We start from the raw sequence: 15099 nt of genomic DNA, 5'->3' as shown, positions 1-15099 counted from the left end.
GATTCTATTCCGGATTATTTAATTAAAGGGTCAAAAGGCGAACTTTTTGATTTATTAACAGTGGCTGCAGGTGCAGTTTTAGGTTTTACTGTAGTCGTCTTTGCTGGGCTTGATACTCGTTTATTTGAAGTTCGAGAATTACTCGCTTTATTACGCGTTACATACTGTTTTTTATAACTTCTCTTTTCATTATCATCCGAGCTACTATCAGAACTCGCTTTAAAGCTCGATGGAGCTGGAGCAGGCATAGCAGTATGAATATTTTCAATTAACTGCTTTGCAGGAGGATAAGTCACATCATTGCTTAAATATCTCATTTCCTGAGTACGCATTTGCTGCAAAGAATTATTTGCAATGCTCACACCAGATAAAAATAAAACATCTGTTATTAATGAACCGCGTATATTTTGACTTTGCAGTTGACTTGCTAAATTCAATGCTTTAACTGGTTGATTGGTCTGATAAAACCGCATAGCAGCTTTAGCTAATAAATCATTTTTTTGAGTTGTATTATCGCTATCACAAACTTGTTTAAAAATATTCAATAGCTCAGGATCATTTTGGCCTTCTGCTAAAGGGTTCTTCTTAATACAACTTTTTTTAAGTTTTACAGGCTCTAGTTCTGCTGCTTGAGCATATGATAGACCGATAATGTTTCCAGTCAAAAAAAGTATCAAAATACTTCGTTTCAACACAACTTTCATTCCTCTGTTTTCTTATTTATTCAAGGCTTTACTGAAAAGTTAATATTCTTAAAACATTAAAGAATCAGTCTAAAAACCTTATATTCAAAAAATTTAGACGCAGTTTATCATATAAACAAACATATTTTATATAAAAATCATATCAACTTAAACCAAAAGTAAATAGTTAAGATGCTTATAAAATATAGCTTAATAAAGTTATTCTTATAAAAATATAATATTGTTATTTTTTGTAATTAAAAATAAGTTATTGAATTTAATGGATTAAATAAAAATTAAAACTAAGCTAAAAATTATTATAAATATCGCTTAGTTAAGATTTATGAAACATTTTCTTAAAAAGATTTTATTTAATTTAAAAGATAAACGAATTAAATGATTGTAAAAGATACATTTCGAATTTATGAAAGTAAAAACTCAATATTAATAAAAATAAAATTGTCAAGACTAATCAGTCTATTTAGTATATTTTGTTTCAGTTTTAATTTACTTGGCAACTTGCTAAAAGAGAAGTTCCTATAGACACCAGATACTCTTATTACAACTTTGAGTAACATTTGTATAATTCCCCCCTAACTAAAGTTTTTAATCTATATAGATTCTCAAGAACCTCTCTGATCGAAGGAAATTTACGTGAACGTATTTCTTTTAAAGAAAGCATTAACATAATACTTCTTTATAGCAAATTTGATTTCCTTTAAAGTATACATTTAATATATACAACCCAATGATTTTCAACAAAATGATGAAACGGAATATAGCTGTTATCTTATTTTCAAGCATTGCTTTAAGTGCTTGTGCCAAATCTACTGAATCAAATCAAAAACAAACAAAGCCCTCACCTGAACTGGAGCAAAAAATTCAGAAATTAGTTGAGAAAACGAAAAAGAATATGATTTTTATCGAAGGTGGTAGCTATCTCATGGGAGATTTTGGGCTAGTAACTGCTGAATTAGAAAAAACTGTACCTGATAGCATGGCAGTAAAAAATCCTAAAGGTAATACTGAAAAACCTAGTAACCAACCATTCTCTCCAGGGGCCGATAATAAAACACTTCATAAAGTCACACTGAGTAGCTTTAATATGAGTGCCTATAAAACAACATTAGAAGATTTTAATATTTTTACTGAGGCAACCGGACAACCTAAGAGCTATTACAATGAACTCTTTACTCCAGAGATCGCCCATGAAATTGCGACAGGAATGGATTGGCAACAAGCCAAAGATTATTGCCAATGGCTAGGCCAACAAGTAGGTACGTCTTTTGACCTGCCGACTGAAGCACAATGGGAATATGTTGCTCGTAATAAAGGTCAATACACAGCTTTTGCAACCGATACAGGAAAAGTGGAGCCGGAGAAGAACTTATGGAAACTAAATCAATATGACAATTATAGACATAGTAATAACCCTGATTCAGTACTTGAAATTCCAGTACTTGGAAGAACACCTCCAAATCCGTTAGGTTTTTATGACCTTGTCACCAATAATTATGAATGGATGAATGATTGGTATGATAAAGATTATTATAAACACTCACCTACTGATAACCCAACGGGACCTAAGTCGGGAACTGAAAAAGTATTGCGTAGTACAGCTCCTATGGGTGCAGATAATTTAATGATGGCTGATGGACTCAATATAGCAAGAGCGCACGCTCAACCCAAATCAAATGAAGAGAATAAAATGACTTATCGTTTATATGGAGTGCGCTGTGTTGCCAACATCCAACAGCCAATTAAATAACTTTAGGCTGTATATGAGCCATCCGAATTTTGTTCATAGTTTGCTGCAATAAATAACTCCGCATCAGTACCATCTACCTCAATAGATGGTACTGTTTCTGTGTTCAAGGCAACCAAAGCATCTGCGTTGATAATACTTGGTTGTTCAATCATTTTCTCTCTTAATTTTTTCAACTCTCTAGGATTATTCATTGGTGCTTTTTCATGTAAGGGAATAGTTTTTACGATTTTAGAGCGTAATTTTTCATATTGATCAACATATTCACTTCCACGACCAACAGTATCTGAATTAAAAGTATATTCTTTTACAATATCAGTTAATTGTTGCCACGCCCCATCATGTAAAAAAACTAAAAGTTGTTTTTCTAAATACTTAATACTTACTTCTGACTTTGCACCATCAATTGAAATTCTTTGGAGTACATTAAACCACTCTCCTTCTGTTGCAATGGTTTCAAAAATCGCAATAACAGCCTGTTTATGCGTTGGTAAATACGGAGAAATTGGAGAACTAGGTTTATCCACCCAATGCGTCACTTTGTTATGACGTGTCATTTGATAGATCAACATGCCTTTTGCATCAGGAGTAGCAGATTTCAACCATGGTGATTGTCGTTTAATTTTATTCGCCAGATCAACCGAGTTTTCCGCAATGGAATATTTCATATTAAACTTTTGGAATTCCCCGGTAACATCATTTAAAGCTTGCGCTACTCTTGAATCACTCCCTAAAACAATGACAGCCAATCGACTTAAATTTCTAAAGGCGTCTTCAGCAATGAAGCCTAGTAATTTAAATTGCGCACGACTAAGTTGATAATGTACCCATCTTAGTACTTCAAGAACTTGGCTAAAATCAATTACAAAATCTAGCGCCCCTTTTGCCCCCAATCCAACACATAAAGCAGCCTTTGCTCTAAAACGGAATTGATTTCGCTCTAACCAATAAAATAATTTAAAATTTACCCCTGCCCCTAAACCTGCACTTACAGCAAAATCAACAGCTAAGCTCGCTAAAGGTTTAAAATCTTTAGCTTCCGGTGAAAGCCATTGAAATTCACCCGATGGTTTGATACCTGCCTCAGCCCCAGCAAATGCCTCAATTTGCCCCTCAGAACTTGCACCACTACCAGGAATAATACTTTCATCACGATCCATTGGTACAAATCTTGGGCGGTTTTCCCCCATATTATTGGCGAGTGAAGGATTTCGGTTTCGCCTACCATTGGCAGCTAATTGTTGTTGACCATCTTTACTGTAGCTGATCTCTAAACCAATTCCTGCGGCCACTTTTGCACCAGCAAAACCATAGAGCTCCATGCCAACAATAAACCGGAATGCCCCTAAATCAATATCTTCAAAGTTCAGCATCCAACCTTTATCACAGGGAATAACATAGGTAGTTTTTGCTTTCCCCTCAAACAAAACCAGCTTACCTTGGGCATTCACATTTGCCTTAGCATTCACTTCCCCACTTTCAGGTTTCCAACTCGCACTTGATGAGAAACCAGCACCACCAACACATCTTAACCATTGAGATTGAATATCTACCGTTAAACTATCTGAAAGTTTAATTTGTTCAACAAAACCTGCACTAAAAGCAGAGAAGTCCCAAACCTTTATTCCAGTTTGCTTGGAATATTTAGCTAAATCTAGACTGACTTTTTTAAACTCATTATGAATAGCCTGTTCATTAATTTTCTTAAAGTCTTGCTTTATATCTTTAAGCTTCTTTAATTCAGATCCTAAGACTGTAACCTTAAAACTTTCTTTATTCTTTTTCTTTTGTTGTAATTGCATATATCTATCAGTACGTAAATATCGACGTCTGAAATCAAACTCTTGCGTGTTACCACTTGGATTTTTCTTTTGGCGTGCCTCAAAAGTAATAACCTCTGTCAAGTCAGCCGCTTTTTTGAAGTTTTTATTTAGCTCCTCTTCAATTTTCTTCTCTGCTTCTTTTATTTCATCTTCTGCTTTTTTAACACTAGAAACACTACCAGATTTTATTGCCTCTGCTAATTTATTTTTAGCATCAAAAGAATTACCAAATAATTTATCTAATTTTGAACTTTCTTTTTCAAACTCAGCATAGTCCTCTGCCGAAAGAACAATCATTTCCTCTCTATGCATATTTAAAATAACAGGAGGTTTTCCATTTCCCTGTAATGTTACTGTCGTATTCTCTTTTTGCTTAGTGGTTTTAGCAACAGATTTTAATTGAACGGTGACATAATTATTTTTACTAATTGTGGTGAAATGTTGTATATCTTTTTTATCTGGCTGGACATCCATATTTATAAACTTAAACTTTACAAATATAACTTCACCTTTTGGTGAATACAGAGGTGGTGTAAAACCATTTTTATCTACGATTTTCACTTTGACATTCGGTAAACTAATTTTCTTTTCTTTACCCTCTTTGTCAAAAGTGAAAGTTTCAAATGAAATATTATCAGATAATTTAGAGCCTCTAAAACCTTCTATTTTATAGCGGTAATATTGCTTAATCTGATATTCTATCGTGGTTACTCCTTGATTTTCTTGTTTTATCTGAATGCCTGACGCACCATTTATATTGATGGCCTTTTCCCATTCAGAATCATTTCGCTTAATCCAAAGATCATATTCTCCAACTGGCAAATACATTTCTTTGGTAAAACCCTTCATATCAGTTCTGTCTTCTCTGTTATGAACGAGGGTTATACTTTCTTGTGTATCTTTATACTTTGCCATATTTTTCGCTATTGCTTGGCCAGTAATCTGAGTGTTCTTCTTATATATGGATTTCATATCCAATGGCTGCACAAGAGGCTTAGGACTTTTTGTACTCGCTATTGCTATAGCTAGTTTATTTGCCTCACCAGGTCTTCTACCCTTTTCCGTTACAGAATAAAGCATGCCATGACAAGCAATCGCATCATTATCAGGCAACACGTTAATAAATAGTTTTAATTTAATCTTATTCATCACTTATTCTTCTTCAAAAGTTACAAAACCATCATGAACATGATCTTCTAAGCTAATCTGGATTTTCTGAGGTCCTTTGGTTGTGATTTTCTGGGTTTTACCCTGACCATCCGTTACACCACTAACCATTTCTCCGTTTTGTAAAATCATCAAATACTTCTTATTTTTCAAAGGATTTCCATCCAAATCTTTCGCTATATAAGTTAAATGGTAGTCAGGTAACATCGCCAACTCAGGACTTTGCGTTGCCACCTTAGCCCCTCCCATAAACAAGTGCTGCCCAGCCTTCACCTCAAGCTTACCACCCGTGACTGGGAAAATGCCTGAACCATTCAGCTTAACTTGAGATCCGTTTGCTGTCAGATTAATCTCAGTTGGGCTAGTAATAAAGACCGTGTCTTCAGTTGAAGTAATCTGTACGCCCTTTCGAGCAATGACATCTAAGGCATCACCTTGTGCCTGAATTTCAACTTTACCTTGACCAGCAAAAAGCCGAGCACCTTCTTGCGCGGCAAACAGACTTATTTTTTGACTCGCATGACTCACTATATTCTTTTGCGTACTAATATTAATACTATCTCCAGCACTTTGAGTGAGCTGTCCATTTGCACTAAGGTGTATATCTTCATTACTACTTACAGCAATACTTTTTGGAGATGCCAGCAGCATCACTGCTGATTGAAACTCAGCAGCCTTTTTAGGATCTTCTTGTTTAAGAACTTCTAAAAAAGTCTGAATATTCTCAAGCATATCTAACGGGTCAGTTTGCTGATTTTTAGCTACTTCACTAAGTGCCTTGGCATTGTTAAGGCCACCTTCGATTTGCTGTTTAGCCTCATTTGCATCAAGATGTCCGCCTTGAGCTTGATCCTGTTTGTGGGTACTAACGAGTAAGCCACTACCAGCTCTTACCGCACCCCACTGGTCGGTTCTAAGTTCAAAACCTTCACCTCGGCCTTCGCTTTCTGGTTTGTCTTTTGGATGGCTTAAGTTACCCAAGTTGAGTTGGCTTGCAGCATGGCTACTTTGTAGTTGGGCACTGATTTGCCCTGTGGTGTCATCAAAGCGTAGCTGGTTAAAACCTTTGCCGTCGACTTCTTCGGAGCGAATGCCACTCAGTTTTTTAGTATCAGGTAACTGGCCTTTCTGATCGAACTGAGTTGGGTGACGTTCAGCCTCATGAATACGCCCCACCACAAATGGACGGTCAATGTTGCCGTCAAAGAAGTCGATGACCACGATCTCACCCACACGTGGTAAGAAACGTGCACCATAACCCGCGCCTGCCCACGGGGTGAGTACATCTACCCAAGCAGAGTCGGTGTCATTGTCGTTACTTCCTGCTCCACCATCATGGCTATGGTCGTCAGTTCGGGTAAATAGGAAGCGGACTTTAATACGCCCCCATTGGTCAACATGGATACTTTCGCCGTCCAATCCCACTACTCTAGCACGCTGCGGGTAAGCGGCTGGACGGTGCTCTAACGGATGATACTCAGGAACAGTTTTAATATTTCTACGCGACAAGATGAGTTCATTACCCTGACGCTCAGTCTGGTCATTTAGCCCTGATTGATTGTTTTGCCATTGGCTTTGACTAAAAAGTTGATTGATTTGCTGTTGCAAATCTTTAGGCAAATTATTTTGCAGATAGAAGCTTTTCCCAACAATCAGAAACTCTTTGTCTGATCCGTTATGCGTATCTATTTCTGGATGTTCATCCAATTCAAACCAATAGCCAACTTGCGCATCACGTACCGTAGTTTGTGCACGGAAATATTTTGATTGAAATGCATAATAATCAGATAGATTCTGATTGAGTTTTTCTAACTGCTGGTGGCCTGATGCAGTGGCTTGGTCTTCCCCATTTAAGTCTTGCATCCAAGCAGGACTGATATGCCATGCCTGTTCTAAACTTAAACTCGCATTATCCTGATTAGCACTATGACTATGCTTTGACTGAACACTACCCATGCCTTCTTCTTGACTTAAAGCATCAGCCTGCCAGCGTTGCACATGCACGGCTGTAGATTGCAAGCTTCGAGTTGGCACAAGACTCGTCATACTGTCTTGTTGTTCAACTGCGCTACTGCGGTGATAACGGATATTTCTTCGGTCTAATGCTAAATATGATTCATTATTATCAATTAAACGTAATTTTTGCGGTTGAATCTCATCCGAGCTATCAGCGACCCAAAGCTGAGTTTCATCAACCAACCAGTTAATGCCTTCACTACGCCAAAGTCGAGTTAAAAACTCATAATCCGTTTCGTTACTTTGCAGGATAAAAGGTCGAACATCGTAGTCTTCGGTTAGACCTTTTAAATCCAAAGTTAAGCCAGAAGCAAACAACGGGCTTTTGTTCTGCCACTCAGTAAATAGAATTTCAGTAATGTCCCGTACACTTTTATTCATAAATACACGGCTATTTCGGCGTTTATACCATAGCGCGGTCGGGTCTTGTAATCTCAGTTTATAGAATGTTAATGAACCATCACTCTGCCCCTGACTGGCTTCTGTAATAATTCCTGTAGTTCTAAATAATTGCCCCTGATCAGTTACTTGATCGACTGCAACCTGACAACCAATAAATTGTTTTAATGAAATATGGGCATTGGTAGAAAGACAAAATAAATCGGCAGTCAGTCCTTCATTTAACTGATGCTGCCCTTCGATAATTTGTAAAAAGACTTGAGTATTCAATGATGGATTAGAAAACTGAACATGAAGCACGCGTTTTTGCGAGCTGATACCCAAATCTTCTAGAATTCTATGTATATGAGATAACATCTTTTTTATGAAAACTTTGTCAGGATTGGCATTATTTTATAAAATACAGAAACATCTGTCTATTTTATAAAGAAAAACTTAACCATATGAATACAAGAGTGAATGAAGATAATAAACGTAATAAAGATATGAAGTGAATTAAAAACTTACGCTATTAATTCACTTTTAAAAGTTGTTAATATTTTAGTATTCTAAGAAATTAATTTTTAATTTAAATTTATTAATAGCATCCACAAATTTTTGACTTACTACATAGATATAAGGTTTATCCGTATCTCTAGCAATAAAAAAGTCATCTGTTACAAGATCTTTTTTTATGAAGTCATCCTCATCTAATAAATTGTTTTTTCTCTTAATATACATAGCATAAATATCTACCTCTTTATTCCTCACATAGCACTTATAGAAATCACACTCATCTTCAAGAATTTCTTTCATTTCATTAAAAAATCTTTTTGAAAATAGTAAAATTCCAGAAGATGAATAATAAAAATCAGTCTCTAATATCTCATTTAATTGATCAGAAAAAATATTATCATAATCTAAATTTATTCTAGGATTTTTTAAAAATTGATTACTTAAGTCAAATTTAAAATAATCAATGACAATTTCTTGCTTCCCTTTCAAATCAAAAGAAAAATCTCTACCAATATACTCAGATGGATAAATTGTATAAAAGCTCATAAAACCTACAAACTAGTTAAAAAGTCATGAATATTTCAACTATATATTAATTAACATTCAAAACTTTCAGAGTATTTGACTGTTAATTTTTTAATTACTTACAATTAAATAAAGTTTTTTTCATAAAAAATATTATTAAAAAAGCTATTAACTGAATCCCCAATTTTGCAAAAATAGTCATCATAACCACCATAAAACTTAAATGATGGATCTATAAAATATGTTAAATGTTCACTATAGCCCAATCGAATTGGTAAAAGGTCACTTCCTGCCTTTAATGAATACTCTTCAAATATCCAGGCAGGATCTATACCTTCTGTTGCTTTAATAGAATTAAAATACGAAAAATCTTTTTCTTTTCCTCTATATGCCTCATGAGCTATATTTAGTCCATTAAAACTTTGGACAAAAACTATAGCAGAATTAAAAATTTTATATTTATCCGCTTTCCATGCTTCTATGATGTGTTCACTATCTATTTTTCTTCCTGTATACCAACCGCAATTGACTAAATATTCCTCAATATTGGCACTTAAATCAAAATTGGATTCTTGCATCCAGTTCTTTCCTATTAATGCTTTATATATTAAAGAGGGGTTCACCCCCAAAATTAGTAACGTGTTCACTACCTAAATATTATTAGATATAATATTTGATATATTTTCCTTTAAACTTTTTATATCTCCACACTCTTTTTCAATTATAGGTGAGTCCCAATTCATATCTTTTATCAATACAATTTTAAAAAACCATCTACCTCTAGATCTGGATACCACCCGACATCCAACATTTTATTGTTATTAAAAGAAATTTGTAATAAATCTTCAGACAAGTCAAAAACTGTATCTTCATTTATTTCAAAATTATCATCAATCCAAGAAATGGAGTCATGACTAACAACTCCATCTTTAATATCAATATTCCACCAAATATTCATTTTCCACTATTAAGCCTAATATTTATGTAATTACTTAAACTGAAGCCTTACTTCATGTCTTTTCCTAATAATTACTTAAAAATACTCTATGATATCTAATTAATAATTTAAATTAATCATTAGATATCATAATTATATTCTTTTAAATTTACTTTCCGGCCTCCCAGAAATCTATATTCTCCAATGCTCTTTCAATATCAGACATATTATCCACACCTAGATCATTATTAAATTTACGAGATAAAACTTTTCTAACATTAGCTAACCTATCACACACATTATTATTATCTATAAAATTAGTGGTTTCTTTTGCATATTCTTCATAAGAATTAGGCAGAGTTTCAGCATAATAGGACCCAATTTTATGTAATGAAATTAATATAAACTCTATCTCTTGTAAAACACTCAAGACTTCATCACCTGTATATACCAATTTTTTGTTAGCTTCTAACATTACCTTCTCCTATTAACAACTAAATTACACGGATTAATTACATCACCTTTAATGGTAAGTTCTTCTCTATGGTAACGTGGATTCTTAACCCATTCAGTTCTACTTTCTAAAACATCAAACTCAACATAATCTCTTCCTTTACCTTGTTTAATCTGATACTTGTCTTCAGCTTCAATTTGAGATAAAGGTTTTTTATTCGCTGGCTCAACATATACTCTATTATTATCTACAGCAAGTATTTTCTGTGTAAGTTCAATTGCATTCGAACCCTTTCTATTCGTGTAGTGTCTTACACGAATCATCTTACCAATTGTACAGGTAGTATTATTATTTTCTTTTTGACTATTCCCTTTTTTAGGTGATAGACCAAAAGGATCAACCCAGCCTACTGGATTCGGTACATAAGAATACACATTAAATCCACCCAATAATCCAATCGGGTCTTTACTAATAAACCGCCCTACATACGGCGAATAATAACGATAACGGTTGTAATGAAGCCCTGTTTCGCCATCAAAATACTGACCTTGGAAACGAATGTTATTACTAATAATTTCTGAATTTTCAAAGAAATCTGACTTAGCCCGTTCTACCTTACACTCACCCCAAGCTTTATATTGAGCTTTCCAGACAATGGCGCCTGTCTGGTTACTCATTTCTTGCGGTGTACCTAAATGGTCACAGTGATAGAACCATACATCATCAAAACCTTGGCTTTGTTTTACCGTATTCCATAGTGGATCTTTATAAATACTATATGTTTTATCTGACCAGTCTTGGGTTTGATGTAGCTCAATGGGGTGATGATACGCCGCTTGTAACAAAGGCACGAAACTATCTTTTTCGTAGAAATAGTGTTTTGTTAAATCAGCACTAGATTCATACGCTAAAGTATCACCATCCCAACCATAAATAATGTTCTGCTCTTGACCTGTATGGTGATGCTTACTGGTTTTTTGAATACGTCGACCTAAAGCATCGTAACGATAATCCGCCGTGTATTGATTGTTTCTACTACGAACAAGACGTCCCAACACATCCCACTCAAGATTTAAATCACCTTGTGATGACTTTTGTCGAATCAGCTGCCCAAAAGCATCATATTGATATTGCTGGTCAAGATATTCTTGTACGACGTTATTGACTAAGCGGTTATAACCAAGACCATTTTCAGTGGCAATATGTTGTGAAGATTGCTCTTTGGTACTGTTATATCGATCTAGAATATTACTTGCTGGGTCAAAATTAAATGTCTCTTTTCCAAGTTTACTGGTTGCCTCTAATAAACGCCCAACAGGATCATATTTATAATGAATGGTTCCACGACGAGTATCCTTAATGAGCGTTAACTCACCTGTTTTATCGTAGTGATATAAGCGTTCAATCAATTGATTGGTATTCTGGATGGCATTATTTTGAGTTTGGGCCTGATAGCCTTTGTCATGTCCATTCAACATTAATTGCTGAGTTAAGCGCCCGACCTCATCATAACGTTGTTGTTGACTAAGACCATTTGCATAGTGTCGTAATGTCTCTCTATGTAAATCATCACGCTCAAAACTAACAACATCTTCACCATTTAAAGCCATGCCATAGACATGTCCACTTCCATAAGTGAGCCAATCTATTTTCTGCCCATCTGGTCGGATGGTTGTGGTTCGATTATTTAATTCATCATAAACATGTTTCCACACAGCAGTTTTCTGAGTTACAACATCTTGATGATGTTCTTTAATTAAATTGCCTGCTGCATCATAAAACCATTGCAAGTTAGTTTCGGCATTTTTAGCCTGAACTAGATTACCTAAGCCATCATAGGAAAATTCTTCTGTTTGCTTTTCTTCAAGCTCTTGCCCTTGATAACCATACCCTGCTGTACGTTGTTCTAAACGTCCCATGCTGTCAAAAATAAATTGCTGAATACGGTCTTTAGGAGCAGCGCGATCTTTGAAATCTTGACCATAGGCAGAAGCGACTTCAATGCTACTAGTTAAACGACCATTATATTCATCGTACGTATAAACAGTTTCTTTGCCATCAAAATCAATTTCTTTTACTAATCGACCCGCAACATCATAAATAAATTCATAACTTGCACCATTTTCATTAGTTAAACGTTTTAAGCGACTCAAACGGTCCCATTGATATTTTAAGGTTTGATTTAATGGGTCAATACGCTTAGTAATTAAACCAGCCGCATCATATTCATAACGTGTCTGCTGGCCTTTAGGGTCAATATGAACTAATAATCGACCTTCTTCATCATGAATAAAATGCTCTTCAGCTCCATCAGCGTGTTTAATTTTCTCGAGTTGTCCAAAAGCATTCAGCGGTAAGCCTTTTGCTAGAGGCTGTCTTGGTTCAGCAGTTAATTCCGTATAGAAATATTCAACTTTTTGCTTTAAAGCATTTTCAATAAATTTGACACGCCCGCGATCATCATAATGCCAGTGCGTTTCTTTACCAGAACAATCTGTATAAGTAACCAAGTTCCCTTGATCATCATATTTAAGTGTCTTCTTACCGCCTTTAGCATCTTTAATGGAGGTTACCAATCCCATCGCATTATAGGTATAGGCTGTTTCATGCTTCAGCGGATCAATTTCTTTAATTATATTTCCTGAAGCATCGTATTCTTTAAACCAACGCCCCTGTTCAGCGTCAACAAAACCGGTCAGATTATCTTTTTCGTCATATTCATAATAAAAGGTTGAGCCATCGGCCTGAACCATACTTAAGACATTACCGCGTTCGTCGTAGGTATACGATGTTTCAGTTCCATCTGTAGCAATATGCGATGTTATATTTTTTGCTTGGTCTCTAAAGAACCATTCTTGCAAATTGTCTGGATAAATAATTCGATAGGTATAACCAGTAATACCATAATAGTATTCAGTCACGTTACCATCAATATCCATGACTGAAGTTACGCGAATGTTTTCATCCCAATCTAATTTAGTCGCAGAGCTATAATCATCAGCCCATTCCTCTATAGCCTTAGAGCTTGGTAAATTTCCATCCCACTTTAAGTTCATTCCTCTTTGAGTAAGATCGGTATAACGAGTCAATAAGTGAGCTTGGTATTGATATTCATAAGAAGCAGCAAACTCATTGGTTGCCTTAATTAAATCGCCTTGCTCGTTATATTGATATGCTGATAGTTGTCTAATGAGTTGACCATCTTCAACCAACCAAGCTGCAACAACTTTCTGCATATCATTAATTTGTAATGCAACATGCGCCAGTGTTTGTTGTTGCTGTTTAAATATAATGTCGGATAAATAGCTATCACCATTTTCTAATTCATGGTCATAACGCAGCCCAATACTAAATCCATTTTGACGTTCAATGGAGACTAAACGAAACTCATTTTTATATTTTTGATAGAAGCGAGTTTCTGAAACACCATATGAAATTGCTCTAATTTCAGGTGAGACAACTGTATAAGTAAAAGTTTCTACTTCATCATAGTAACTCTGCCCAACTTTTAGCTCTGGTAAGCGAACAGGACGGCCATCGCTGCCAATATACTCCCAGCCCTCTTGCTCAATCGGTTCTTTAGGTTCATTAATGTTGTAACGAGAACAACGAGCAATCTTGGTTGTAAAAGGTGTAATCCACCGCGCTCCGAAAATCGATTGATCATATTGATATAAGTTTGATACATACGTTCTCGAAAATTGCTCTAGCAATAATGGATGAATTTGTGCATCGGTATGATTTAAAAATTCAGTACCCATGGCAAAGGTAATCGATCGTTTAGTCGCCCCCCCTTTACAGTTTTTACATGCATTCGCATTATGAGTCGCAGCATGTTCAGTATTTGCCTTTTCTAACTTATCATTCTTCTTGTCATGTCTGACTTGTGTGGTTTGGGTTGGCTTAACTTGGCCGGAGGCTTTTTTTCTAAATCTGGCATTACTTAAACGTAATATTTCAAATAACCAACCAATTGTTTGCGGCTGCGCTGTATTTCCCAAGCCCTTAATTTTAGTATTGGCAGTGATACCAATTTTATTAATCGTTGCACCCACATTTAATATCGGCTGCTTTAAATGTGCTGGAACTAAAGAGGTAACAACTTTAGCATTGGAGTTTGCTCCTGTTTTAATAAGAGCTTTTCCCAAGTTTTCGGTCATGTAAACCAAGTTTTTTCCAGCTCGTGTTAAGTCACCACTTTTTATTCCTTTAATAACACCAGCAGCTTGCTGTTGAGCTCGGTTTGCATTTGACCCCGCATTTGTAAATACTTGGCCTTTTGTTACAACTCGAACAATTCCACCATTAATTTGTGTTGTGGCATTTTGGACGGTTCCACCACAAGTGGCTAAAATTGAATTTAACTGTTGTAGGCCTGTTTTACAGAATTTATCAATTTGTCCAGCAACCTGATCATTTAAATGATTGGAGATCACTACGATAACTGCTTCTCCTAAAGCAGCTTTACCCACACGTTTAACTTCTTGACGGACTAGAAACAGGGCTGGACGAGCAGACATACGAATTGCTGTTGTTCCTGGTACAGGTGCAATCCCAATAAGGTCAATACCCATTGTGGACCAATCCATAATATCGGCATTTTGAAAACCTTTATCGTAGATATAGCAAATGTCGGAAACCACATCGATAGCAGCCATCACATTTCCAATAATTGGAACTGTCCCCATTACACTGGCGAGCAAGTCTAATGTCACAATTTGATGCGTATGACTCTTTAACCAATTATCTATTTTTTGTTTTGAATGACTAACATCTTTAATAGCAACTTCTGTTAATGGCTTAACAACTTCTGTTTTTCCAGACATTTTCTTTCT

Annotated in this window: 8 protein-coding genes and 1 pseudogene; 1 reads left to right on the top strand and 8 read right to left on the bottom strand. The window is 35.5% G+C overall.

What is annotated here, in order from left to right; genetic code table 11:
• Nucleotides 1–14: 14 nt before the first annotated feature.
• Nucleotides 15–704, bottom strand: a complete 690-nt coding sequence (locus tag ACXM0J_RS08570) for a hypothetical protein (protein WP_447511520.1) — start codon at nucleotides 702–704, stop codon at nucleotides 15–17.
• Between the two features lie 742 nt (nucleotides 705–1446).
• On the opposite strand from ACXM0J_RS08570, the gene ACXM0J_RS08565 reads away from it, so the two are divergent.
• Nucleotides 1447–2451: a formylglycine-generating enzyme family protein gene (locus ACXM0J_RS08565; RefSeq protein ID WP_479750407.1), complete on the top strand. Its 1005-nt coding sequence runs from the start codon at nucleotides 1447–1449 to the stop codon at nucleotides 2449–2451.
• A gap of 2 nt (nucleotides 2452–2453) precedes the next feature.
• Here the strand turns inward: ACXM0J_RS08565 and ACXM0J_RS08560 are convergent, their stop codons facing one another.
• From ACXM0J_RS08560 to ACXM0J_RS08530, 7 genes and pseudogenes are all read right to left on the bottom strand, one after another.
• Nucleotides 2454–5420: an ATPase gene (locus tag ACXM0J_RS08560; RefSeq protein WP_479750405.1), complete on the bottom strand. Its 2967-nt coding sequence runs from the start codon at nucleotides 5418–5420 to the stop codon at nucleotides 2454–2456.
• A gap of 3 nt (nucleotides 5421–5423) precedes the next feature.
• Entirely contained in the window at nucleotides 5424–8210 is a 2787-nt protein-coding gene (locus tag ACXM0J_RS08555; RefSeq protein WP_479750403.1) for a DUF2345 domain-containing protein, read from the bottom strand.
• Between the two features lie 345 nt (nucleotides 8211–8555).
• Nucleotides 8556–8894: pseudogene (locus ACXM0J_RS08550) on the bottom strand (hypothetical protein); the annotation flags it as partial.
• 104 nt (nucleotides 8895–8998) lie between these two features.
• Nucleotides 8999–9451, bottom strand: coding sequence for an SUKH-3 domain-containing protein (locus ACXM0J_RS08545; RefSeq protein ID WP_479750401.1), 453 nt, complete (start codon nucleotides 9449–9451; stop codon nucleotides 8999–9001).
• Between the two features lie 173 nt (nucleotides 9452–9624).
• Nucleotides 9625–9831 (bottom strand): hypothetical protein, encoded by a 207-nt coding sequence (locus tag ACXM0J_RS08540; protein WP_479750399.1) that lies wholly within the window; start codon nucleotides 9829–9831, stop codon nucleotides 9625–9627.
• Between the two features lie 148 nt (nucleotides 9832–9979).
• The gene (locus ACXM0J_RS08535; RefSeq protein ID WP_479750398.1) at nucleotides 9980–10285 is read right to left on the bottom strand and encodes a hypothetical protein; all 306 of its coding nucleotides are present in this window, start codon (nucleotides 10283–10285) and stop codon (nucleotides 9980–9982) included.
• A complete protein-coding gene (locus ACXM0J_RS08530) occupies nucleotides 10285–15090 on the bottom strand; it encodes an RHS repeat-associated core domain-containing protein (protein WP_479750396.1) in 4806 nt (1601 codons plus the stop codon). Before ACXM0J_RS08530 ends, ACXM0J_RS08535 begins: the two co-directional genes overlap by 1 nt.
• Nucleotides 15091–15099 lie beyond the last annotated feature (9 nt).

Source organism: Acinetobacter sp. GRABPA_MV_2 (genome assembly GCF_056725885.1).
This window is presented reverse-complemented; position numbering and strand designations above follow the sequence as displayed.